Source organism: Rheinheimera aquimaris (genome assembly GCF_020531985.1).
In the GTDB taxonomy this organism is placed as follows: domain Bacteria; phylum Pseudomonadota; class Gammaproteobacteria; order Enterobacterales; family Alteromonadaceae; genus Alishewanella; species Alishewanella aquimaris.
On sequence record NZ_JAJAVQ010000001.1, the window covers coordinates 368002 to 392510 of the forward strand.

A 24509-nucleotide genomic window follows, 5' to 3' on the forward strand; every position below is an offset into this window, starting at 1 on the left:
AATTTGTAAGTAAAGATGTCGCCAGCGCCTGTTTTCGCTAGAATAGCGACGTCGTAAAGGAGTTGATTATGCAATTACTACTATTAAGCAGTTCACGCGCCCAAAACAGCGATTATCTGGCACCTTACATGAACTGGATCACCGATCATCTGAACGGCGTTACTGAGCTATTATTTATTCCTTACGCCGGTCTCAGTGTCAGTTACGACGATTATCTGCTAAAAGTGCAGCAAGCTTTGGCGCCCCATGGTATTCAGGTACGCAGTATCCACCAATACCCAGACGCACGTCAGGCAATACTCGACGCCCAGGCGATTGCTGTAGGTGGCGGCAACACTTTTCACCTACTTTATCAGTTATATCAACATGATATCGTAAGACTCATTAAGGAACGCGTAACCTCAGGTGTGCCTTACATCGGCTGGAGCGCGGGCTCAAATATTGCCGGCGCGACCATCTGCACCACTAACGATATGCCGGTTATTCAGCCAGCATCTTTTAATGCACTTAATTTGTTGCCGCTGCAGCTGAACCCGCATTATACCGATTACAAACCGGAAGGTTTTCATGGTGAAACCCGTGATATGCGCTTAGCAGAATTTATGCAGCTGCACCCGGCCACTCCGGTCATTGCACTGCCGGAAGGAACTGCGCTTAAACGCAGTGGCAATAGCCTGACCTTGCTTGGCGTTGCAGGGGGTTATGTATTTCTCGGCGGAAATAAAACACCGCTGGCACAAAACAGTGATTTAGCTGAGTTTTTGCAGTAACAATGCCGCCATCTGTTGTGCCAGCTGCTGGTGCTGCGCCTTTGCGGGCGCATGGGGCACCACTGCCAAACAAGGCGCGTTAATGCGTTGTTGTAAATCGGCAATATTCTGCTCAAGCAATGCCATATCCGGGTCAATGCAATTTGCTACCCAGCCCAGCAGCTGGCAGCCGCTACGCTCTATCTCGCGCACGGTCAGCATGGCATGGTTTAAACAGCCCAGTTTCATGCCAACCACCAGCACCACAGGCAGTTGTTGCTCAGCCACCCAATCCGCCAGATAACGGTGGGCATTTAATGGCAATAACCAGCCTCCGGCGCCTTCTATCAACAGTTGCCGTACCGGTAATTGCTGCCAGGCGGCCAGAGCCTGGTTTAGTCGAGTTTCGTCTATTGGTTGTTGCTCATTAACTGCGGCCAGATGCGGTGCCACCGGCGCCTGATAACAGATTGGATTGACCATCTCGTAAGGTAACGCGATACCAGAGCACCGCTGCAACAGTAACGCGTCACCGTTAAAACCCTCAGCGTCAGCCCCCGCCGCTATTGGCTTTACGCCCATAGCTGGGATATCTAGCGCGCTAAAGCCCTGTAACAGCATACTGCTGATATAGGTTTTGCCTGCATCAGTGTCGGTCGCTGCAACAAAACAGGTTTTAATTGCCATGTTTTACCCCGCTTATCACGACCACCTGATAGCTTGCCGGCAAGCCCAGCATTGTGCGGTGCTTCTCATAAGCCTGAGCCAATTGCTGCCAGTAGCCTTTCCCGGTCAGGCCGCCTGCCTGTCGCCCGGCAACCTGATTCGCGCCTAATATTTTAAGTTCTCGTGCTATCGCCTGCACATTGGGGTAATACAGCGGGTAGCGCCGCTGCTCGAACTGCCACTGCATACCTCTTACTGCACTGGCGGCTTGCTTCAGTGCGTCCAGCGGTAAAAACTGGTTAACATGCGGCTGGTTATCCAGCTCAGCGAAGGCCTGTTTAAGCTCGCTAAGAGTGCCATCCACTAATGTAGTCATTACCACAGTACCGTCAGGTGTCAGAATGCGTGCCATCTCATTAAATACCGCTGCCGGGTCTTTACACCACTGCAGCATCAGGCTGGAAAATACCTTGTCAACGCTGGCATCAGGCAACGGCAGTTGCTGCGCATCAGCTTGCAGATACTGGCTGGCGATGTTTGCCTGTGCCGCTCTTGCTAACATACCGGTGCTTAAATCAATGGCGGTAAGCTTTTGGCAATACCGGATCAGTCTAGGATGTAACCACCCTGGGCCACAGCCCAAATCAAGCAGATGGCCATGCGGTTGTTTTGGTAGCAAGGCCAGTGCATCCAGCGCCACCTGCTGCTGCAAACGGGCGCCCTGTATATAACTGTCACTGGCGGCGCCAAAGCTTTTGGCGACCTTATTTAAAAATGGTTCAGACGGTGTTTTCACTGAACTTTGCATTACAGCACTCATATTAACTGCCTTAACTGCTGTACTAGTTGCTTAATATCATATTCGGTATGCTGAGCACTCAGGGTAATACGCAGCCTCTCGCTGCCTTTAGGTACCGTAGGTGAACGAATAGCACTTAGCCAGAACCCTGCGGCCTTTAACTGCTGACTGACCGCAAGCGCCCGTTCACTGCTGCCCAGCACTACACCCTGAATGGCGCTTTCTGATTTTAACAAGGCTAAATCTTCTGCCAGATGGCGAAACAACGCGATATTGCTTTGCAGTTTGTCACGGCGCCATTGCTGGCTGCGACACAGTTCAATACTTTTTATCACCGCGGCACAAAGCGCCGGTGACAAAGCGGTACTGTACACATAATGGCGGCCAAACTGGGTCAAGTAATCAATCACCGTTTTACTGCCGCCAATAAAGGCGCCGCCTACACCCAGCGCTTTGCCAAAATTCGCCATCAGACAAAACAGCTCTGTTGCGGCAATACCTTGTGCAGCAGCAGAGCCTTTGCCATCCGGCCCGGTTACGCCCAGGCCATGGGCATCATCCAGCAGCAAAGGCGCGTTAAACTGCTGACAAAGTGCCTGCATCGTGCGTAAGTTGGGGCTGTCGCCGTCCATACTGAATATGCCTTCGGTCACGACCAGCGGTTGTGCCGTTTGCTGCAGTATCATTTCAAGCTGTGCAATATCATTATGCGCAAAGCGCTTTAACACGGCATCACTGTGTAAAGCGCCGTCGATAAGCGAAGCGTGGCTTAGTTTATCCAGTACTAAGGTATCGGCTTTTTGCGCCAGGGTTTGCAGCATGGTCTGGTTTGCCGCAAAACCGGACGAAAACAGCATCACCTGCTCAGTCCCCAGCCAGTCACATAAGGTATCGCACAACCTGGCATGTACCTGATGCTGGCCCGTTACCAGCGGCGAACCGGTGCTGCCGGCGCCAAAATCTCTGGCGCCATCAGCATAGGCTTGCAGCACTTCAGGCTCGGTCGCTAAGCCCAGATAGTCGTTGCCACTGAAATTAAGATAAGGTGTGCCGGCGACACTTAGCAACCTGCCGTTATAGTGCTGCAAGGTTACCGGTGTACGCAGCAGTTGCTCTGCACTGCGCTTATCAATCGCTTGCTGTAACTGTGCCAGTCTGTCGGCGGACATCTTTTTTTACTGCGCCGCGTGAAACAGTGGCGGGTTGGCCTGCTCTTTTATCGCATCGGCTAATGCCAGTTCATGCGCTTCATCCGACACATCGTGGCGCTGCTCTGGCTTAATGCCCAGCTTGGCGAAAAGCAGCATGTCGGCATCGGCTTCCGGGTTATCTGTTGTCAGCAGCTTATCGCCGTAGAAAATAGAGTTGGCACCGGCAAAGAAACACAGCGCCTGCATTTGTTCATTCATGCGCGAGCGGCCGGCCGATAAACGCACATGGCTTTGCGGCAGCATAATGCGTGCTACCGCTATGGTGCGGATAAACTCAAAAGCGTCCAGATCGTCAACGTTCTCAAGCGGCGTACCGGCCACTTTAACCAGCATATTAATCGGTACACTTTCCGGATGTTCTGGTAAGTTAGCCAGTTGCATCAGCAGTGCTGAGCGGTCGTTAGCACTTTCGCCCATACCTAAAATACCGCCACAGCAAACTTTCATGCCGGCATCACGCACGTGGCTTAGGGTATCCAGCCGGTCCTGATAAGTGCGGGTAGTGATAATTTCGCCGTAAAACTCCGGTGAGGTATCCAGATTGTGGTTATAGTAGTCCAGGCCGGCATCAGCCAGCGTTTTAGCCTGTTCGCCGGTTAACATACCCAGTGTCATACAGGTTTCCAGCCCCATATTTTTTACGCCCTGCACCATTTCAATAATGTAAGGCATGTCGCGCTGTTTCGGATTGGTCCAGGCGGCACCCATACAAAACCGGGTTGCGCCTTTATCCTTTGCCGCTTTGGCTTGTGTCAGCACCTTTTCCACTTCTAATAAACGCTCGCGCTCAAGGCCGGTATTGTAGTGGCCACTTTGCGGGCAATATTTGCAATCTTCGGCACAGGCGCCGGTTTTAATCGACAGCAAGGTGCTTACCTGTACTTCATTCGGCGTAAAGTGTGCCCGGTGTACTGTTTGCGCCTGAAACAGTAAGTCGTTAAAGGGTAAAGCATATAAAGCGTTAACTTCGGCAAGTGTCCAGTTGTGGCGCACGACAGAATGCATAATATTCCCTGCGTTGTTTGAGGTTATAGTGATTTTCGGCTAGTCTAACCGCCGCCTTAGCGTTGTCAACGCTGACCAGAGTTAAAACTTTACTACAGGTTAATAAATGAGCATTGATTTAGCATTTGATCGCGACCATATCTGGCACCCCTACACGTCTATGCTAAAGCCGCTACCAGTCTACCCGGTAGTTGCAGCTGACGGCTGTGAGCTGGTACTGGAAAATGGTCAGCGTTTAATCGATGGCACCGCATCCTGGTGGTCGGCGGTACACGGTTATAATCACCCCGAATTAAATGCTGCCGTTAGCAACCAGCTTGGTAAAATGGCGCATGTAATGTTTGGTGGTATCACGCACCAGCCAGCCGTTACGCTGTGTCAGCAGTTGCTGGCTATGGTACCGGCGAATCTGACTAAGGTATTTCTCGCCGACAGCGGCTCTATTGCTGTAGAGGTGGCGATAAAGATGGCACTGCAGTATTGGCTGGCCAGCAACATGCCGCAAAAACAAAAACTGATCAGCCTGCGTAAGGGTTACCATGGCGATACGTTTGCGGCGATGGCGGTATGCGATCCGGTGGATGGCATGCATGATATGTTTGCTAATTTACTGCCACAGCACTTTTTTTTGCCGGCGCCACAAAGCCGGTTTGATGGCGATTTTCAACCAGAAGATATCGAAGCGCTGCAAAACCTGCTGGCAGAGCAGCACCATGAAATTGCCGCCCTTATTTTAGAGCCCATAGTGCAAGGCTATGGTGGCATGCGCTTTTATCACCCTGAGTATTTACGCCGCGCCCGCGCCTTGTGTGACCAGTATCAGGTATTGTTGATAGCCGACGAAATAGCCACCGGCTTTGGCCGCAGTGGTAAGTTGTTTGCCTGTGAGCATGCCGGTATACAACCGGATATTATGTGTATCGGCAAGGCATTAAGCGGCGGTTACATTACGCTGGCGGCCACACTGTGCACCGATGATGTCGCCCGCGGCATCAGCTTAAGCGCAGCCGGTGGCTTAATGCACGGCCCTACTTTTATGGCAAACCCACTGGCCTGTGCGGTAGCCAGTGCCAGCCTTAACTTAATCAGCCAGGGTCACTGGCAACAGCAGGTAGCACAAATTGAAGCCCAGCTACAACAGGAGTTAGCACCGTGCCGGGCCTCTGCGCTGGTAAAGGATGTGCGGGTACTGGGCGCCATTGGCGTACTGGAGATGCACAGCAAAGTGGATGTTGCCGCACTGCAACAGCAATTTGTCGAGCTGGGTGTGTGGATCCGCCCGTTTAATAACCTGATTTATATTATGCCGCCTTTTATTATCACCCCGGCGCAACTTAGCAAGCTGACTGGCGCTATGCGCACTGTGGTTAAGGTTTAGGTGTGCCAGAACAGATACAGCAATAAGCTCAAACAACTTATCAGCAGCAACACAATATTAAAATGCAGGTGATCTGAACGCCGGCGCAGCCTTAGCCGGTTCAGCGCCAGGCTAAGGCCACTTAGTAGCGCTGCGAAGGTTAAAAAATACTGCAACAAGTCTGTCAGCATCGGGTGCCACTCGTCGCGGATCTCGATACCCCAGTAGCGCACCAGGCCGGTATCCATTTCCGGCTTGGCGTAGTGCGCAATAATCATTGCCACCAAAAATAGTAACCAGCCCAGCACCGCCAGCCAGCTGAACGCCCGGCAGATAACATCCGGCCCCTGGCGGCGTTCATATTTTTCTGGTTTCTGCGCTTCCGTGTTCAAATTCTGTTGTCCTGTTAAGTTTTTCTTGTCTGACTAAGTTTTACTTGTGTTGTGCGTTTGGCTCAGTATCATTACAGCCTTTACGCAGTTGTCTAAGTTTACACCCTCTGGAGTTTGTTGCATGACGCACGCCGTTATTAAAGATGTTTTAGCTGGTCGCTTTGCCATTGGTGATGTTATCACCGTTAAGGGCTGGATCCGCACCCGCCGCGATTCAAAAGCCGGCATTTCCTTTTTAGCTATTCATGACGGCAGCTGCTTCGACGCTGTGCAGGCCGTTGTGCCGGCAGAGCTGAATAATTATGAATCTGAAATAAAACGCCTGACCACCTCTTGTTCTGTAGTGGTAACAGGCACTGTAGCGCGCTCTGAAGGCCAGGGCCAGGCGTTTGAGTTACAAGCCAGTCAGGTTGACGTTGTTGGCTGGGTAGAAAACCCGGACACCTACCCTATGGCACCCAAACGCCACAGTATGGAATACCTGCGTGAACACGCTCACCTGCGCCCGCGTACCAATATCATGGGCGCCGTTACCCGTGTGCGTCACTGTTTAGCACAGGCTGTACACCGTTTTTTCCACGAGCAAGGCTATTACTGGATCAGCACGCCGATCATTACCGGCTCAGATGCCGAAGGTGCCGGTGAAATGTTCCGCGTCAGCACGCTCGATCTGGAAAACCTGCCACGCACAGACAAAGGCGCTATCGATTACAGCCAGGATTTTTTCGGTAAAGAAACCTTCCTGACCGTATCTGGCCAGCTAAACGGCGAAACCTACGCCTGTGCCATGTCGAAAATTTACACCTTCGGCCCGACGTTCCGTGCTGAAAACTCGAATACCAGCCGTCACTTAGCCGAGTTCTGGATGATTGAGCCTGAAGTGGCTTTTGCCGAGCTAAAAGACATCGCCCAACTGGCAGAAGATATGCTCAAATACGTCTGTAAAGCCGTACTGACCGAACGTGCTGACGATATGGCGTTCTTTGCCGAGCGCATTGACCCCACCGCCATCACCCGTTTACAGCAGCTGGTTGACTCAAGCTTTGTGCGGATGGATTACACTGATGCCATTGAAATCCTGAAAACCTGCGGTAAGAAATTTGAATACCCGGTTGAATGGGGTGTCGATTTACAATCTGAGCACGAACGCTACCTGGCCGAAGAACACGTAGGCGCGCCTATCATTATGCAAAACTACCCGAAAGACATTAAAGCCTTTTACATGCGCTTAAATGACGACGGTAAAACAGTGGCCGCGATGGACGTACTGGCGCCGGGCATCGGTGAAATTATCGGCGGCAGCCAGCGTGAAGAACGCCTGGACGCTTTCGACAAACGCTTAGATGAAATGGGTCTGGATAAAGAAAGCTACGGCTGGTATCGCGATCTGCGCCGCTACGGCACTGTACCGCACGCCGGTTTTGGCTTGGGTTTCGAGCGTTTAGTATCGTACGTTACCGGCATTGGTAACATCCGGGATGTTATCGCCTTCCCGCGTACACCAGGCAACGCCGAATTTTAATCTCGCAAAACATAAAAGGCGCTGTTACAGCGCCTTTTTTTGTTGCAGTAACACCTTTGCCATATACCAGACGATAAGAACGTTGACTAAAAACACGGCCACGCTCCAAATGTTGGCATGCGCAAATATCTCATAAATTTCAAACGGTATGTAAATGGCGCCGCTACCAAGCGCAAACCATTCTGTCCAGACAAGGCCGTGCCAAAGACCATAGGCTTCAATTAAACGAACCAACGCATAAACTAATGCCCCAACAGCCATCAAGCTAAGGTCGCTAACCGGAAACGAGCTGGCAGCGTGAATAAAAACACCCGGAATATGGCTTGCCGGGTTCAAATGCGCATGACTTACCAACGTCTCAGCAATTTGCTGTAAGTTACGCCCAGCCAACGTGTGAAGCCCAATACCGACCAACAACGATATGACGCCTTTAAACGCTTCCAGCGCTGCAATCAGTTTTAAGCCATTTCTTGCTCGCATTACCTTACACCCTGTAAAAAAACAACGCTGAAAATTTGTCAGCACTTTCAAGCCAAGCTTATGCTAGGAAAATAAACCTTCAAGCTGTGCTTTTTGCTCTGGACTAAGCTCCTTTATCGATCTTAATGCGTCGGTAAGTGCAGCTTTAGCTTCTTCGGCCTTTTAAAAATGTAAGTAAGCCCGGATTAACGCAGCCTATGAGTAGTAGTGATCCATAACCTATTCTTTTCATTATTTTTCCTCAGTTTAAAAATGCTACCCGCGATTAGAATACAAAATATTTTCAGCACTGACGCCTTGCACATGTGCGTAAACGTTAAAGCTCTGCATAAACTTCAGATCCTACAATGACGCTTGAAGCTCATAATTTATCTCAGTAGCCCAATCGCCAAACTGCTAAACGGATTCGGTTTGAATAAATCTCAGTTAGCAACACCGTGCACCCAATCCAGTAATGGCTCAACCCATACCGGATGCGGCATATAAAACGCACCATGCAATTTACCCGTCGAGATTTTAAGCTCCTTGAATGACCGCAATTGTTCAGACTGGTCCGCGAGAGGCTTGCAACTTCCGGCTAACGTATCACTTTCTTCGTAAACCGAAAGAACCTGGCCCGTCAAACTAATTTGTGGTGCAGCAGAGCCACCAGGGCAAGCAGCCAGAAGGACGAAACGAACGTGCGGCCGCCGCAGAAAGCTAGAGACGCGCGTTGCGATTGCGCCGCCTTTTGAGAAACCAACAACAACAATATTGCCAGGCGAAACGCCGCGTTCAATCAACTTTTCGACTTGAGAGACAACAATGCCTGCATATGCATTGATATCCGTTTTAGCTGGGCGCTGCGCCGAAATGACTAAAGCCCCCCGGGATGAAAGTGTCTCAAGTATCGCGGGGTAATCGTATAGCCCAAAACGCGGATCTGTAGGGCGAGGCCCAGAATTCTCAATGATTCGCCCATGCAGATAGAACAAGTAGATCTTTGTGGGCTCAGGCGTATCGGGCACTTCGGTATAGATGGTATCTGCATGTGCTGTCATGAAGACCGTGAGTAAAAGCGCACAGATGTATCTAACATATTTTCCCATTTATTTACTCATGATTTGTTAGCTGTTGCCAGCAAGATATTTTTTAGCACACCGGCCAACGAAACTCCGCCCAGGGTTTGCACCGCTAATCCGTTTATCCAAAGAGAACTGGACTTCCCTAAAATTCCGCAAACCTGCTAACGCCAGCCATAAACGCGAGCAACGTGTTGCGAGTCGAGCGCCCAAAGGGCGCGTTTTTGATGGCGATTGTTATGCATTACTGACTCTCTGATAAATACATTTTGCCGTCTTTAACCACAAACATTCCGCTTTTCGTGCCAATGTACAAAGTCACTTCGTGTACATTGCTTTGTAGAAGATGAAATTCGTTTGGATATGGTTGAAGATGGGTTGCTACCATTGCTGAAACATCAGGTTTTTTGGGACCCAAACTTAAGCAACCTTTTGTTGAGCTCTGCGCCGAGTCTAAGGCAATTACACCATCAACTACCGGAGCTTTAAAATGCCGTCCGATAATGACTTCTTTACCCTTCGAACCAACAAGATAAAAATACTGCTGTTCTTCACCAATTAAGTAGCCTTCGTACTTAACTCCTGGACACTGATTCTCTTTAAGAAATTTTTTGATTTCTATGTATTCAGGTCTTTTTTTTAAATTTACTTTAGTTTTTTGCTGAATAGCATCTGTAAGCAATACACCCCAAGCCTGAGCATCTTCTAGCTCATCTGCATAGGTGTTGCCGCTACTCAAAACGGCGAAAGGCAAGAATACAACTGATAGTAGTTTATGCACTGATCTCTCCCTTCATGGCATAACGCCCGCCACAAACGCGAGCAAAGTGTTGCGAGTCGAGCGCCCACAGGGCGCGTTTTTGATGGCGCTTGTTAGGGTGCATTTATAATGCCTTACAAATGGATAAACAATAGCTAGCCAAACTGTAATGCAACATATGGCACCAAAAAGAGCAGTAAACCGCATTAATATGTCCTGAGATGGGTTAGTTTTGTAGCGCCTTAGAACGAGCAGGCAAGCAGAAACAGCAAATATGGCACTAGCAATCAAATACAACCAAAATGAGGCTTCTAGCATGCTGGTTGAATCGCTCCACCAACTCACAGCCCCAACCAATAGCGTTGCAAGCAAAAAAATGAAGAGTATTTGAATAAGTGCTTCAACTTGTCATCCTGACCATCTACTGATTAACCCTAACGCTCGCCTAAACGGCGAGCAACTTGTTGCGAGTCCAGCGGCCAAAAGCCGCGATGTTTAAGGCGCTTGTTATGTAACACTTATCTCGAGCCTTTCATTATGTTTTGATTTAATTGCTCAAATTCTTGCATCAGTTTGTCACAGTCTTCTTTTTTAGCTTGGCAGAGGGCAGACATTTGAATGTATATCTTTTGGTTTTTCTCAACAACTTTGCGCTTTATTGCGGCTGGGTGAGCTGGATGCGAATCAGGAGTGAATGACCACAAAACCAAGTTTGATTCCTCTTTATCCTCAATTATTGTCCAGCCGCCCTGGATGCTTAGATTTGTGCCCTCTTTATTTTTGAGTGCATTTAGCGCGAGCTCCACTGTTTTATATCCAATCGAGCTACTCTCAGAAGCGAAAGCGGAAAAAGCAATTGAAATGCTCAAGAACGCTAAAGGTATAATTTTCACTAAACTCTCCGTGTTACATAACGCTTTACTAATGGGCTGCCGCAGCGAAGCGTAGGCAGTCCCGTGCAGGCCACGCCGTTTGTGGCCGGAACGAAATTAAGTAACTTGTTATACATAATTTTTGTCTACTGCACGCTTAATTAGCTGAAATTGCAACCAAACCATAATTGGCATAGTTATAAAGCCATAGATAACCCATGCATAAGGCGAAGCCTGAATTACATTCAAAATGTATGTTATGAAAAAATAAGTAAGCCAATATCCTATCTGGATTTTTATGCTTATTGGCAATCCCAGAACGACTAAGGTATCTAAGACACTAGCCTTTTTATGGTTTGCGCAAGCCCTATAAACTTTAAGCGCGCCAAGATGAAATACAGCCACAGTGATCACATAAGAAGCGAACGTAAACAAGTTAATCGAATAAGAATACCCTAATAAAAACATTGGCATTACAGTACCAATAACCTGTAAGTAGAAGCATGCAACGTAGTACACCGTTTTCTGCTTTTGATCAATTTCGTCTTTAGCTAACTTTGTAGCGATGACGTCCGTGTTCCAGATGTCCATGTAACCTCAATTATGTATAACGCCTCAATAACCGGCTCAGCTTTGCTGCGTCCGGCGCCGAAGGCGCGAAGTTGATTGACTTGATACTCATTGAGCCTTCTCCCCAGCCCAGCCATTTGGCTAAGCTGGAAGGCGACCAAACCAAAAAGGAGAAGACCCAATGAAATTTTATACTACACAACATCCGTATTATTGTGGAATTGATTTGCATGCCCGCTCTTTGTACGTCTGTATTCTGGATGCGAATGGTGACACCATCTTACACCGCGAAATCAAAGCATTACCAGAAAATCTACTCAATTTATTAACACCTTACATCGGCAATATTGTGGTCGGCGTTGAATGCATGCACTGCTGGTACTGGGTCAGTGATTTCTGCGCTGAACACGGTATCGATTTCATCCTCGGTCATGCGCTGTATATGAAGGCTATTCACGGTGGTAAAGCCAAAAATGACCGCATTGATTCTTATAAAATCGCTCACCTGATACGTGGCGGCAACTTCCCACTGGCCTATGTGTATCCGCCCAAAATGCGTGCTGCCCGTGACTTGCTGCGCCGTCGCACCCGTATAGTCCGTCACGGTGCCGATTTAAAAGCGCACGTCAAAAACACGGTTAGTCAGTACAACTTGCCGCCTACTAATTTAGACCTCAAATATCCTTATGCCCACGAAGCAATGCGTGATTGTTTTGCAGATCAGTTCGTGCAGCGCAATGTTGATTTGGATTTGAACATCATCGCGTTTTACCGTCATGAGCTCAGCTCCATCGAGTGTTTTATCGAAAAACACTCCAAGCATCACAACGGCAACGACTACCATATCCTCACCAGTTTCCCCGGCATTGGTCGCATTCTGGCACTGACGATTTTGTATGAAGTTGGCGATATTGCACGCTTTAATACCGTGCAGGATTTTGCCTCCTACAGCCGGCTAATTAAATGCAAAGCTGAATCTGCAGGTAAAAGCTATGGCACCCAAGGCAATAAAATTGGCAATGCCCACCTTAAGTGGGCCTTCGGTGAAATTGCCGTGCTTTATCTGCGCGGTAACGACAAAGCAAAAAACTATCTGTTAAAGCTACAAAAGCGCATGAGCAAAGCCAAAGCACTCTCCGCTTTGGCTCATAAAGTGGGGCGCTGCGTGTATTACATGCTGAAAAACCAGAAGGTGTTCGATGAAAAACGTTTCTTAGCCGGTTAAGTCGCGGGGCAAGGTGAGCTGAACATCTAACTGGAACACCATGGCTGATGCTCAAATGATGGTTGGGTAACCCGTAGCACTAAGCTCAATCACCCGCCTTCTGGCACACTGCCGTAACCAGGTTGCCTTGATTAGACACCTTGTCGCCGCGCATACCCATCAGCAAGATGGTTTGCACCTGTGCTGAGCCTGAAACTAACTGGCTTTAAGCCAAACGCCTTGAATAGTGCCAGCGGCAGGTTAACCGATGAATGTCTGGTGCCCCTGCTGTCAGCAAGGATGCTGAAATCAGCAGGCACTCATTGAGCATGAGATAAGAGAGCCCCGATATGTGTTTGTTGCAGGCTATCGCCTGGCAATCATGATGACAGATGAAGCAGTCTATCTTGCTGATGGACAACAGACTGGCCGCTAACGCGGCCAGAAGAGCGGTTTTACCTATTGACTCCGAGAGGGCTCATATGTGTTAGGGTAGCTGGCTTGCATGATGTGATAGATACTCGAGCATTGGGCGCTCTAGTGGAAGCGCATTATGTGCAGGGTTAATTACAACGCCATCATATGTATTGCCCTGAAGCGCGAATGACCATACATCTCTGCTGGGTAATATCCACCCGGAGACTTTTTGATCTGTGTATTGACCTAAAGCCTTCCAATCTGTGAATAAAACCAAGTAATTCTTACCTGCGCTCTCGGCAGATAAAACTCCAAAGGTGCTGCCTTTTTCTATTGTTTGCTGATTTCTATCATCGGACGATACCTTTAGGCCATCAGTAAACATTGCAGCTAGGTAATTTGCCTGCAAAAGCTGTTTTAGAAGTTCATCTTTGGCTTCATCTGAACCTTCGCGAGCGACACGATCCATCGCAGAAACTAAAGCTGGATTTTCAACCGCTTGATTTACGTCGATTCTTGATTCTTCCTGAGCCATCGCTTCGCCAACCCCAAATATAAGTATGATGTAAACAATATATTGAATTCTTCGGATCATAATAACCCTAACGCCCGGCACACGCGCCGGTTTGGAGCCGCGAAGCGGCGGAAAAGCGGTCGCTGTGATGCCGCTTGTTATGCGGAATCAATCAACCACCCTGAGTTGAATTTCAGCCCCATCAGGAAGGTCTTTAATCTGTTTTGCGAGATCACCTGAGAAACGAACTAGATCGACAAGGGGCGCGGTTTTGATGTTTGAGATTCCGTATTCCCCTCCTAGCGCACCAGGAATGACGAGACAGTATTTTCGGCCCTCCGGAAGTTCACCGAAGCTTTCTTTTGCTTGCTCAACCAACGCCTGCATATACCAATCTTCTAAAAAATCTTGGTCTTGAGACAGTCGTTCTAAATCACTTCGGTCGTTGGCCACCACCTCGCAATAGACATCCTCAGGACTAAGGCGCCAATACTTACCGCCCACGTCTTCAATCATAAGATTGCCAAAATCGTTTTCGCCCACAATTGTGAGCGGTTCGATTCCGATCCAACCCCATGAATCTTTCACTTCCTGAATGATGCTCATGACTTCCTTACCGCATAACGCAAAGCACACGGGCGGAAAAACGCGATAGCGTTTGACGTCCCAGCAGCCGTAGGCTGCGCGTGATGCGCCTTGTTATGTGTGTTGTGGGCCATGTTTATTACCCAAAATGTATTTTGCTAATGCACATGTCGGTATTAAAAGCACAGACCACAGAATTGAAAATACAAATATAAATACTGGGGCTGACAAAATCCCCCCTTCAAGCTCGATGTTTAGCAACGCACCTGATATGAACGAAAGCAATAAACACGTAAACGCCATGCGATTGGGCGGCATAGCATATTTAGCTGGAAGCCATCTGGCAGCTAATAGCCACATTAGCCAGGAAGGAGAAACGGCCACTAGTAATAGAAAAAGAACCAAAGCAGCAAGTAACGCTATTTCCAACCTAGATGCTCCCTAAATACACCGTAAACACATAACGCCCGCCACAAACGCGAGCAACTTGTGGCGAGTCGAGCGCCCAACGGGCGCGTTTTTGATGGCGCTTGTTATATGCCCACATTATTTAAAAGACTTTGGCTCTGGCAAACCATCAGAGCGGTATTTTGCGATAGCATCGTTCCAAAATTCTATCATTCCGCTATCTGCCGGTGCCATTTTGCCTATTTCCGGGTTGGCAAAGTTTATGTGCCCATTCTCTAAGAATCCAATAGGCTCAGATGCAGAAAGAATGTCACTTAGATCAAATGCACCCCCAGATAAATCGTAATGCTCTTTTAGGAAATACCACATAACCCAAAAGGCATCCTCAGCGGTCAGAGTTTCATCTTTAAAGGTAAGCATTTTACACACCGACTCCGATATTTAATCCCATATAACGCTTTGCTAATTGGCTGCCGCAGCGCAGCGTAGGCAGTCCAGTGGAGGCCACGCTTTTTGTGGCTGGAACGAAATTAAGCAACTTGTTAGGCAGCCTTACGGTTTAGCAAGCACCAGCCTGTTTTGCCCCGTAGGTTGCTTGGCTCTGGGTGTACTTATCTCCATAACTCGATGAAAGCTGCTCAATGAGCCCTTTGCACGAAAAACCTTGAATACTTAGGTATTGCTTTGCAGATCTTACCGCTTGCTTATTCCAATCAATATTCATGCTATCGACAGCTACAGTTGCATCAGAAACGTTATAACCATCTCCATAGTCTGAAGATAGTTGCTCAATAAGTCCGTTGCGTGAAAAGCCTTGGATGCTGATGTATTGCTGGGCAGACCTGACGGCATTTTTTTGAGGGCCAGTTAAGCTGTTGGCCCACGTAGGCACAGAAGCGAACAAAACGGCAATCATAGCTAACTTCAAAAAATTCATACCAATTTCTCCATATGTGAAAAATATGTACCTAACGCTTTAAACAGCGAAAAACGCAAGTCAACGAGTGGTTTCCGGATGCTTTAACTTGTCAGCTTCCGGAAACGAGCTCATTTATATACCACTGTTTGTGAAAGTCGGTTAAGTCTTCCATTTGTTTACCAAGCACACCTATTAGCCCGCCAATCCATGTTGGAAAAGCTTGTGTTCCATCTAAGTTATATACATTTTGAGGTAAGCTTCTAAGTGTATAAACAGGATTTTGAATTCCGTACTCCATACCTGTTTTTTTAAAAAAATCTCCCTCAAGCATAAATTTCGGACGGCCTTTAAATGAGAGAATGACTTTCTTATAGTTGTTGTCTTTTAAAGCTTCAGATAACTGTAACAAGACTCTGGAAACATCCATTGGGCTTTTATCTGACTTAACTTCACGAATATCAAAAACGATAACGTTTGGATTTACGAGCCACTCAAAATGAAAAAAAACACTAATTCCTTCATTTCGGTAATCAGAATCTATGATATCTGTCACCTTTTTTTGGAGAGCAAAGTAATTCCACAGACCAATAGAAGATAAAAGTAAAACTAATATAATTAAAATTTTACGCATAATGATTGTCTTCCTTGCTTTGCCTAACGCTCGCAGCACAGGCCGAAACCCGCGCAGCGGTTGAGGTCCAGGCCACGCAGTGGCCGTTTGTGACTGTGTTTGTTAGGCGTCTTCATTAAAAACTTCTATGTTCACAATACAAAATCCTTCACCGTTATATTGAGTAAGTGTTTCGAATGCCTCTCCAGGCATGTCAACTACCAAATATTCGAGTCTTATCCTCTTTCCAATCAATTGATACTGAGATGCCAAGAAATCATGAAAACATCCCTTCAAGCTATTTCTATGAGGCTGCAAAATCTCGAAATTTATATCGCCAATACTGAACCTATCAACTCCATCCTTACTGTAAGGAGCATCAAGTTTACCTTCAGCTCGTTGATAATTACCACTAACGATCATTGATTGCAGTGTCTTGGATTGATACTGATACTTATCGAAAGCAAGCACGTTGATAAGCAATACCCCATACAGCGCAGTTAATAAAACTCCAACACAAAAGAGCTTTTTAAAATCAAAACGTTCTTCAAGCCATTTAAATTTGAACCTGAAAAATAAACATATTTTCGAATAAACAATGACTATAACTAACTGCTCAAGCCTTGTTGTTTCGAAGGGTTCAAATTGAAAAAACACATCCATAGAATGCACTGCCTAACGTTTGGTTAAGGGGCGGGCTTTAGCCCGTCCCAGTGAGCGCAGCGAACGGTTTGAACCATTTGTTAGGCCAAACGCCGAGCTAACGCCTTGCCGAATAAAAATAAGATACACGCTGCACCTGTTGTTAGTGTGACGAAAACTGTGGCCTTGATTTGATGCAGTGCCGTGAATAAAGGCAGCAGATGCCAAGTATTTATATCTGCTGTTCTCGCCCCGAAAAATGTTGCCCAGTTGATGTAAATAGACGCCGATAGCACCGCTGCTAGTGTTGCAGCAAGCAAAGTCACTGCCGGATAGATGCTCTTAAAGAAGCGATAGTAGACCTCAGTGCATAGGGCCATTACCACAACTGATGCAACTACCCATGCGGAACTTAGATAAATGGCTTCACCAATCCATTCTGGTTTGTCTCGAAAGTATATATACAGGCTTGGTATAACGGCCAAAGCCATTCCAATGCTGAGCAGTATTCTACTGGCGAAGATGATTTTTCGCATAAGGCCTAACGTTTGGTTAAGGGGCGGGCTTTAGCCCGTCCCAGTGAGCGAAGCGAACGGTTTGAACCTGTTGTTAGGCGCACGAACTTAATCACGAAGGTGTTCGAAAATTTGAAGCATTCGAAAAACGGGATTCCTAGCGTCGTGGGTGGTATTTCCAGCAAGTTCTCTTAATTTAGAGATTCTTTGCTTGTATTCACCATTGATGATTAGTTCTAGGCTGGAGACCTCTCCTAGATTTTTTGTGATGTAGCCAACAGGGACAACGGGAGACCAGAATTGGAATTTTTTATTTTCAAAATTAGATAAGTATTTTAAAGCATATGCTTTTTGTCTCTCGTGCTTTTTTATTATTCTGGTAACAGTTTCTTTGTTGTTTATATATAGCAGCCCTCTAATATGAGTTGTTACTTCACAAATGAAAGCTGTCTGCGTCTTGAAATTAAGTCCTATAACGTCTAGTTCTCCTAGCCCGTCAAGACCGCCGCCAGGTACACGGACATTGTAATCAACGAAGTCGCAGCCCTCTAAAAGTTGGAGGCAGCCGCCAACTATGTATTCGCCGATGTCAGTGATCATATGCTTTGTGCCTAACAGCTTAATAGTTTGGAGCTTACACGCTTTCAAGCAGTGTTTGCTCCCTTCTATCTTTATTTAATTGCAACAAGCTAAACAATAAGCCTTGTTAAATCAACAGATTTTTAACGTGACGCAGCATCAAATGTGGATAAAGCGGGGTTAAACCTCGCGATTAACTTGCTTACAATAAATTTACCAACTACTGTATATACATACATGTTAATTTATTTTTTGGTGAATGTTATGGCCTCGCCGTTTTTGCAATATATCGCTGAGTTTATGTATGCCCGCCGTTATGCCAAAAGGACGGTTGAAGGCTATGTGTACTGGATAAAGATGTATATTTTGTTTCACAAAAAGCAACACCCAGCACAACTAAAAGATCGTGATGTTGAATACTTCTTAACCTATTTGAGTAACCAGCGAAACGCAGCTCCGCGCACCCAGGCTGCGGCTCTGAATGCACTAAGCTTTTTATACAGCAAGGTATTGCAGCAACCGTTATCATTAAACCTCAATTTTAACCGCTCTCAGGTTACGCCAAAGTTACCGGTTGTACTTACTCGTGGCGAAATTACCGCTCTGCTCAAGGTTATTGAGCCGCGTTACAAATTGCTTGCGCAGTTAATGTATGGCAGTGGACTGCGTTTGATGGAGGCCGTGAGGCTTCGGGTACATGATATTGATTATGACTATTTTTCGGTAATGGTGTGGCAGGGTAAAGGTAATAAAAACCGGCGCACTACTCTGGCGCCCGAATTAGTTGTTTCGCTAAAACAGCAAAGCCAGTATGTGCTGCAATATTTTCAGGCAGATACAGCAAACCCCGGGTATGCCGGCGTCTGGTTGCCTTATGCTTTAGCACGTAAGTACCCATCTGCGTCTAAAGAGCTGGGTTGGCAGTATCTGTTTCCTTCACTGCAGCTAAGCGTAGACCCGGATTCTAAGCTTTTGCGTCGTCATCATCTAGACGAAAGTTGTGTCAGGCGCGAAATTAAAATTGCAGCGAGAAAAGCAGGTATCCGCAAAAACGTCACCTGCCATACATTAAGACACAGCTTCGCCACCCACTTGCTGGAGGCCGGTGCCGATATCCGTACAGTACAAGAGCAACTGGGGCATACCGATGTTCGCACTACACAAATTTACACTCATGTTTTGAATCGTGGTGCGGCAGGTGTTAAAAGTCCACTATCTCAGTTGCTATAACAAAGGCGCCGCAGCGCCTTGTTAAGCTAAACCTGATTGGTTAGAAACAATCACCCGGCACTCTTACCCAACCTTCCATCAACACTCTGGCGCTGCGGCTCATAATGGCTTTAGTCACTGTCCATTGTCCGCCAACCTGCTCTGCGGCTGCGCCGACACGTAAGGTGCCGGATGGGTGGCCAAAGCGCACGGCTTCGCGCTTGCCGCCACCGGAGGCCAGGTTTACCAAAGTGCCCGGAATAGCAGCTGCTGTGCCTATTGCCACAGCAGCTGTGCCCATCATGGCATGGTGTAGTTTACCCATTGATAACGCTCGTACCAGTAAATCGGTATCAGCTGCGTTAACCTGTTTTCCGCTTGAGGCTGTGTAGCTTTGTGCCGGAGCCACAAAAGCGATTTTGGGCGTGTGAGCACGGCTGGCGGCTTCACTGATATTGCTGATAAGCCCCATTTTCAGCGCACCGTAGGCGCGGATAGTTTCAAAACGCGTCAGCGCTGCGTTATCGCCGTTTATTGCGTCCTGCAGCTCAGTGCCGGTATAGCCGATATCAGCCGCATTGACAAAAATGGTTGGAATGCCGGCATTGATCAGCGTGGCTTTGAAGGTGCCGATACCAGGGACTTCTAAGTCATCCACCAGATTACCAGTGGGGAACATAGCGCCGCCGCCCTCGCCTTCATCGGCGGCCGGGTCTAGGAACTCAATTTGAACCTCAGCGGCGGTAAAAGTGACGCCATCAAGCTCAAAGTCGCCGGTTTCCTGTACTTCGCCGTTGGTGATGGGCACATGGGCAATAATGGTTTTATTAATATTGGCCTGCCAAATGCGTACTGTGCAGATGCCATTGTGCGGAATACGCTCGGCAGCCACCAGTCCATTGCTGATGGCAAACGAACCCACTGCCGCGGTTAAATTGCCGCAGTTGCCGCTCCAGTCAATAAAAGGCTTATCTATGGCAACCTGACCAAACAGGTAGTCGACATCGTGCTCAGCTTTAGCGCTTTTGCTTAATATCACGGTTTTGCTGGTGCTAGATGTGGCACCTCCCATACCGTCGGTGTGTTTGCCGTATGGGTCTGGGCTGCCGATAACTCTAAGCAGCAGGTTATCACGCGCTGTACCCGGCACTTGGGCCGCCTTGGGTAAATCGTCCAGTTTAAAAAATACACCTTTGCTGGTGCCGCCACGCATATAAGTGGCGGGGATTTTTATTTGTGGAACAGACATAAGTACTGGTCTCTTCTAATGCGTAACTTGTTAAGTCCGGGTCGACAACCTCTTTCTGCTCATCACAGCAACTCGCCCTAATGCCTGCGGCAGGGCTCAGACACTCTGTGATGACATAAAGAGGTATCGGCCCTCCCTTGTCGATATCAGTTGAACTTGATAGCACAGGTTGGAATCCCGGAAAAGTCGACACAGAGTGTCTGAGTGAGCGCGCCAGCAGCGAGCGAGTTGCTGTGGCGAGCTTTTCGGGGAGTTGCAACCGAAGCCTAAAAGGCTGCTTGCTATTCGTTAAACAGCCCCTTGCAAAAAGTCCTGCGCAAAACGCTGCAGTACGCCACCGGCCTCATAAATAGACACTTCTTCGCCGGTGTCTAAACGGCAGATTACCGGCACATTCAGCGTTTCGCCGTTTGTACGGTGAATAACCAGCGTTAAAGTCGCACGCGGTGTACGCTCTCCAACCACATCGTAGGTTTCAGTACCATCTAAGCCCAGTGTTTTACGGGTGGTACCCGCTTTAAATTCCAGCGGCAGCACGCCCATACCTATTAAATTAGTACGGTGAATACGTTCAAAACCTTCAGCTGCAATCGCTTCGACACCGGCTAACCTTACGCCCTTTGCGGCCCAATCGCGTGATGAACCCTGGCCGTAATCGGCACCGGCAACGATGATCAGCGGCTGTTTACGCTGCATATAGCTTTCAATGGCCTCCCACATGCGGGTTACCTTACCCTCTGGTTCTATCCGTGCCAGTGAGCCTTGCTTCACTTTGCCATCAACAATGGCCATTTCATTAATCAGTTTGGGGTTGGCAAAGGTAGCGCGCTGCGCCGTTAAGTGATCGCCGCGATGCGTGGCGTAAGAGTTAAAATCTTCTTCCGGCAAGCCCATTTTATGCAGATACTCACCGGCAGCGCTGTCCAGCATAATGGCGTTCGACGGAGATAAATGATCAGTGGTAATGTTGTCGCCCAGCAACGCCAGTGGCCGCATGCCTTTTAATGAGCGCTCCCCTGCTAATGCGCCTTCTCCCTCTGTCTGCCAATAGGGCGGGCGGCGAATATAAGTGCTTTGTGGCCGCCAGTCATACAGCGGACTGATCTGCTCACCAAAGTCGACAGCAACATCAAACATTGGCTCGTACACTTTGCGAAATTGCTCCGGTTTTACACTGGACGCTACCATTGCATCAATTTCAGTGTCGCTTGGCCAGATATCTTTTAATGTGATTGCGTTACCTTTCTCATCATAACCCAGCGCATCTTTTTCGATATCAAAACGCACGGTGCCGGCGATAGCATAGGCCACAACCAATGCCGGCGACGCTAAAAATGCCTGTTTGGCATAAGGGTGAATGCGGCCATCAAAGTTACGGTTGCCCGATAACACTGCAGTAGCATACAGATCGCGCTCTATCACTTCTTTCTGGATCACCGGATCCAGCGCACCGCTCATACCGTTGCAGGTAGTACAGGCAAAGGCGACAATACCAAAGCCCAACTTCTCCAGCTCTGGCAGCAAACCGCCCTCTTCAAGATACAGCTGCACCGCTTTAGAACCAGGCGCCAGTGAGGTTTTAACCCAACTCTTTCGGGTTAAGCCATATTTGTTCGCATTACGTGCCAGCAAACCAGCCGCAATAACATTGCGCGGGTTACTGGTGTTGGTGCAGCTGGTAATGGCAGCGATAATCACTGCGCCATCGGGCATCTTACCTTCTTCAAGCTCATACTTGCCGGCAATACCTTTAGCGGTAAGATCTGCAGTCGATAACCGCGCATGTGGGTTAGATGGCCCCGCCATAGTGCGGCCAACGCTGGACAAGTCGAACTTCAGTACCCGCTCATACTCAGCGGTTTTTAAACTGTCGCTCCAAAGGCCTGCTGTTTTAGCATAGGTTTCTACCAGTTTAACCTGCTCTGGTGCACGGCCTGTCAGGGTCAGATAATCCAGCGTTTGCTGATCAATGCTGAACATGGCTGCGGTAGCACCGTATTCTGGTGTCATATTCGATATAGTTGCCCTGTCACCCAAACTTAAGCTGTCAGCACCTTCGCCGAAAAACTCCAGGTAGCTGGATACCACTTTTTCTTTGCGTAAAAACTCAGTCAGCGCAAGCACAATATCGGTCGCCATGATGCCTTCCTGCGCTTTACCGGTCAGCTCTACGCCGATAATATCGGGCAGGCGCATCCAGCTGGCACGGCCCAGCATCACGCTTTCTGCCTCTAACCCGCCTACACCGATAGCGATAACGCCCAGCGCATCAACATGCGGTGTGTGGCTATCGGTACCGACCAGAGTATCCGGGAAAGCCACGCCGTCTTTGGCATGAACTACCGGCGACATCCGCTCTAAGTTAATCTGATGCATAATGCCGTTGCCCGGTGGAATAACATCGACATTTTTAAAGGCTTTTTTCGTCCAGTTAATAAAATGAAAGCGATCGTCGTTACGGCGGTCTTCAATAGCCCGGTTTTTTGCAAAGGCATCTTTCTCGAAACCGGCATGCTCTACCGCTAACGAGTGATCCACAATCAGCTGAGTAGGCACTACCGGGTTAACTTTGGCAGGATCTCCGCCCTTTTCGGCTATGGCGTCTCGCAAGCCAGCTAAATCTACCAGAGCGGTCTGGCCTAAAATGTCGTGGCACACCACACGGGCAGGAAACCAGGGGAAGTCTAAATCGCGTTTGCGGTAAATCAGCTGTTTTAAGGCATCTGTTACCATCGCCGGATCGCAGCGGCGTACTAAGTTTTCGGCATGCACGCGTGAGGTGTACGGCAGTTTTGCATAAGCGCCGGGTTCTATTGCATCTACCGCGGCCTGGGTGTCGAAATAATCCAGGTTGGTGCCGGGCAGTTTTTTACGGTATTGGCTGTTCATGGTGTTTACTCTGTCTGGCAAAAAGAGGGCTAAGCCCTCTTTAAAGTGTTCTTGTAGTCAGTGAAACCTAACGGTTGCAAGCCCGCCGTGCTCGCCACAGCAACTCGCCCTAATGCCTGCGGCAGGGCTCAGACACTCTGTGGCTGCGCCAACGGGTTCCAACCTCAGTTCCGAGTTTAACGCTGCGCAATCGGCTTCACATTACGTGGCTCTACGCCCACATAATCTGCACTTGGCCGGATAATACGGTTATCGGCGCGCTGCTCCATCACATGGGCTGCCCAGCCGGTTAACCGGCTACAAACAAAGATTGGTGTAAACAGCTTAGTTGGAATACCCATGTAGTTATAGGCAGAAGCATGGAAAAAGTCGGCATTGCAAAACAGCTTCTTCTCGCGCCACATCACCGCCTCACAGCGCACTGACACATCATACAGCTTGGTATCGCCATTGGCCTTGGCCAGCTTTTCTGACCACTCTTTAATTACCGCATTGCGTGGGTCCGACTCTGAGTAGACTGCATGACCAAAGCCCATGATCTTCTCTTTGCGCTCCAGCATACCCAGCAGTTTTTGCTCGGCATCATCCGGGTTCGCCATTTTTTCAATCAGCTCCATAGCGGCTTCGTTGGCACCGCCGTGCAGCGGACCACGTAAAGAACCAATAGCACCGGTAATGCATGAATGCATATCACTCAGGGTTGAGGCGCATACCCGGGCAGTAAAGGTAGACGCATTAAACTCGTGCTCGGCATATAAAATCAGTGACGCCTGCATCACATCAACATGCAATTGCTGCGGCTTTTTGCCATGTAACGTCCATAAAAACTGCTCAGCGACAGAATTAGCATCGGTTTCAACTTCAATGCGTTTACCGTGATGACTATAGTTGTACCAGTAATTTACCAGACCAGGAAAAATCGCCAGCATGCGATCAGTTGCATCCTGCTGCTGAGTAAAATTCTGCTCAGTTTCCAGGTTACCCAACATTGAGCAGCCGGTACGCATTACGTCCATTGGGTGTGCAGTGGCCGGTATACGCTCCAGTACATCTTTCAGTGCCTGCGGCAGGCTACGCATACTTTTTAGCTTGGCTTTGTAAGCGCTTAATTCAGTGCTGCTTGGCAACTCGCCTTTTAATATCAGATGGGCTACTTCTTCAAAGCTGCAGTTGGCGGCTAGATCTTTAACATCGTAGCCACGGTAGGTTAAACCAGAACCGGTTTTTCCCACCGTTGATAAAGCCGTTTTACCCGCTACCTGGCCGCGCAGGCCCGCGCCTGTCAGTACTTTTCCTGTCGCCATTGTCTTGTCCCCGTTTTCTAT

General features: G+C 48.3%; 26 protein-coding genes. 5 read left to right on the top strand and 21 right to left on the bottom strand.

Going from position 1 to position 24509, the window contains the following annotated elements; translation table 11 throughout:
* Positions 1–68: 68 nt before the first annotated feature.
* Positions 69–770 (top strand): dipeptidase PepE, encoded by a 702-nt coding sequence (gene pepE, locus LHL18_RS01645; protein ID WP_226765503.1) that lies wholly within the window; start codon positions 69–71, stop codon positions 768–770.
* On the opposite strand, the gene bioD is transcribed toward pepE, so the two are convergent.
* The 4 genes from bioD to bioB are packed head-to-tail and all read right to left on the bottom strand — an operon-like array spanning position 750 to position 4430.
* Positions 750–1436 carry a dethiobiotin synthase gene (bioD, locus tag LHL18_RS01650; RefSeq protein WP_226765504.1) on the bottom strand — a complete coding sequence of 229 codons (687 nt, stop codon included), beginning with the start codon at positions 1434–1436 and terminating at the stop codon, positions 750–752. The two genes, pepE and bioD, sit on opposite strands and share 21 nt — an antisense overlap.
* Positions 1426–2235 (bottom strand): malonyl-ACP O-methyltransferase BioC, encoded by an 810-nt coding sequence (gene bioC, locus LHL18_RS01655; RefSeq protein ID WP_226765505.1) that lies wholly within the window; start codon positions 2233–2235, stop codon positions 1426–1428. The genes bioD and bioC overlap by 11 nt, the downstream gene beginning before the upstream one ends.
* Complete coding sequence (locus LHL18_RS01660) at positions 2232–3383, bottom strand: aminotransferase class I/II-fold pyridoxal phosphate-dependent enzyme (RefSeq protein WP_226765506.1); 1152 nt, start codon at positions 3381–3383, stop codon at positions 2232–2234. The genes bioC and LHL18_RS01660 overlap by 4 nt, the downstream gene beginning before the upstream one ends.
* A 6-nt stretch (positions 3384–3389) precedes the next feature.
* Entirely contained in the window at positions 3390–4430 is a 1041-nt protein-coding gene (gene bioB / locus LHL18_RS01665; RefSeq protein WP_134054620.1) for a biotin synthase BioB, read from the bottom strand.
* Between the two features lie 106 nt (positions 4431–4536).
* Between bioB and bioA the strand changes: the two genes are divergently transcribed.
* Positions 4537–5808 carry an adenosylmethionine--8-amino-7-oxononanoate transaminase gene (gene bioA / locus LHL18_RS01670; RefSeq protein WP_226765507.1) on the top strand — a complete coding sequence of 424 codons (1272 nt, stop codon included), beginning with the start codon at positions 4537–4539 and terminating at the stop codon, positions 5806–5808.
* Here the strand turns inward: bioA and LHL18_RS01675 are convergent.
* Positions 5805–6179, bottom strand: a complete 375-nt coding sequence (locus LHL18_RS01675) for a hypothetical protein (protein ID WP_226765508.1) — start codon at positions 6177–6179, stop codon at positions 5805–5807. The two genes, bioA and LHL18_RS01675, sit on opposite strands and share 4 nt — an antisense overlap.
* A gap of 121 nt (positions 6180–6300) precedes the next feature.
* Here LHL18_RS01675 and asnS point away from each other — a divergent pair, with 121 nt between their 5' ends.
* Positions 6301–7701 carry an asparagine--tRNA ligase gene (asnS, locus tag LHL18_RS01680; RefSeq protein ID WP_134054614.1) on the top strand — a complete coding sequence of 467 codons (1401 nt, stop codon included), beginning with the start codon at positions 6301–6303 and terminating at the stop codon, positions 7699–7701.
* 24 nt (positions 7702–7725) lie between these two features.
* Here asnS and LHL18_RS01685 read toward each other — a convergent pair whose 3' ends face one another.
* The 5 genes from LHL18_RS01685 to LHL18_RS01705 all read right to left on the bottom strand — a co-directional run bounded on the left by LHL18_RS01685 (position 7726) and on the right by LHL18_RS01705 (position 11465).
* Positions 7726–8181, bottom strand: a complete 456-nt coding sequence (locus LHL18_RS01685) for a DUF2127 domain-containing protein (protein WP_134054612.1) — start codon at positions 8179–8181, stop codon at positions 7726–7728.
* 422 nt (positions 8182–8603) lie between these two features.
* Positions 8604–9269 (bottom strand): alpha/beta hydrolase, encoded by a 666-nt coding sequence (locus tag LHL18_RS01690; RefSeq protein WP_134054608.1) that lies wholly within the window; start codon positions 9267–9269, stop codon positions 8604–8606.
* Between the two features lie 217 nt (positions 9270–9486).
* A complete protein-coding gene (locus tag LHL18_RS01695) occupies positions 9487–10023 on the bottom strand; it encodes a hypothetical protein (protein ID WP_226765509.1) in 537 nt (178 codons plus the stop codon).
* Between the two features lie 497 nt (positions 10024–10520).
* Positions 10521–10895, bottom strand: coding sequence for a molecular chaperone DnaJ (locus LHL18_RS01700; protein WP_214450074.1), 375 nt, complete (start codon positions 10893–10895; stop codon positions 10521–10523).
* Between the two features lie 108 nt (positions 10896–11003).
* Positions 11004–11465: a hypothetical protein gene (locus LHL18_RS01705; RefSeq protein ID WP_226765510.1), complete on the bottom strand. Its 462-nt coding sequence runs from the start codon at positions 11463–11465 to the stop codon at positions 11004–11006.
* Positions 11466–11625: 160 nt separating this feature from the next.
* On the opposite strand from LHL18_RS01705, the gene LHL18_RS01710 reads away from it, so the two are divergent.
* Complete coding sequence (locus tag LHL18_RS01710) at positions 11626–12669, top strand: IS110 family RNA-guided transposase (RefSeq protein ID WP_226765511.1); 1044 nt, start codon at positions 11626–11628, stop codon at positions 12667–12669.
* A gap of 466 nt (positions 12670–13135) precedes the next feature.
* Here the strand turns inward: LHL18_RS01710 and LHL18_RS01715 are convergent, their stop codons facing one another.
* The 8 genes from LHL18_RS01715 to LHL18_RS01750 form a co-directional block, all read right to left on the bottom strand.
* Positions 13136–13660, bottom strand: a complete 525-nt coding sequence (locus tag LHL18_RS01715; protein ID WP_226765512.1) for an SseB family protein — start codon at positions 13658–13660, stop codon at positions 13136–13138.
* Between the two features lie 87 nt (positions 13661–13747).
* Positions 13748–14185, bottom strand: coding sequence for a T6SS immunity protein Tdi1 domain-containing protein (locus LHL18_RS01720; RefSeq protein WP_226765513.1), 438 nt, complete (start codon positions 14183–14185; stop codon positions 13748–13750).
* Positions 14186–14710: 525 nt separating this feature from the next.
* On the bottom strand, positions 14711–14992 hold the full coding sequence (locus LHL18_RS01725) for a hypothetical protein (protein WP_226765514.1): 282 nt from the start codon (positions 14990–14992) through the stop codon (positions 14711–14713).
* 139 nt (positions 14993–15131) lie between these two features.
* A complete protein-coding gene (locus LHL18_RS01730) occupies positions 15132–15509 on the bottom strand; it encodes an Ltp family lipoprotein (RefSeq protein WP_226765515.1) in 378 nt (125 codons plus the stop codon).
* 91 nt (positions 15510–15600) lie between these two features.
* The gene (locus LHL18_RS01735) at positions 15601–16122 is read right to left on the bottom strand and encodes a hypothetical protein (RefSeq protein ID WP_226765516.1); all 522 of its coding nucleotides are present in this window, start codon (positions 16120–16122) and stop codon (positions 15601–15603) included.
* A gap of 102 nt (positions 16123–16224) precedes the next feature.
* Positions 16225–16764: a hypothetical protein gene (locus LHL18_RS01740; protein ID WP_226765517.1), complete on the bottom strand. Its 540-nt coding sequence runs from the start codon at positions 16762–16764 to the stop codon at positions 16225–16227.
* Between the two features lie 80 nt (positions 16765–16844).
* Positions 16845–17279 (bottom strand): hypothetical protein, encoded by a 435-nt coding sequence (locus LHL18_RS01745; protein ID WP_226765518.1) that lies wholly within the window; start codon positions 17277–17279, stop codon positions 16845–16847.
* An 87-nt stretch (positions 17280–17366) separates the two neighbouring features.
* On the bottom strand, positions 17367–17858 hold the full coding sequence (locus tag LHL18_RS01750; RefSeq protein WP_226765519.1) for a hypothetical protein: 492 nt from the start codon (positions 17856–17858) through the stop codon (positions 17367–17369).
* A 243-nt stretch (positions 17859–18101) separates the two neighbouring features.
* Between LHL18_RS01750 and LHL18_RS01755 the strand changes: the two genes are divergently transcribed.
* Entirely contained in the window at positions 18102–19067 is a 966-nt protein-coding gene (locus LHL18_RS01755; RefSeq protein ID WP_226765520.1) for an integron integrase, read from the top strand.
* A gap of 40 nt (positions 19068–19107) precedes the next feature.
* Here LHL18_RS01755 and prpF read toward each other — a convergent pair whose 3' ends face one another.
* From prpF to prpC, 3 genes are all read right to left on the bottom strand, one after another.
* The gene (gene prpF / locus LHL18_RS01760) at positions 19108–20295 is read right to left on the bottom strand and encodes a 2-methylaconitate cis-trans isomerase PrpF (protein ID WP_226765521.1); all 1188 of its coding nucleotides are present in this window, start codon (positions 20293–20295) and stop codon (positions 19108–19110) included.
* 288 nt (positions 20296–20583) lie between these two features.
* On the bottom strand, positions 20584–23184 hold the full coding sequence (acnD, locus tag LHL18_RS01765; RefSeq protein WP_226765522.1) for a Fe/S-dependent 2-methylisocitrate dehydratase AcnD: 2601 nt from the start codon (positions 23182–23184) through the stop codon (positions 20584–20586).
* 176 nt (positions 23185–23360) lie between these two features.
* Entirely contained in the window at positions 23361–24488 is a 1128-nt protein-coding gene (gene prpC / locus LHL18_RS01770; protein WP_226765523.1) for a bifunctional 2-methylcitrate synthase/citrate synthase, read from the bottom strand.
* Between the last annotated feature and the right edge of the window lie 21 nt (positions 24489–24509).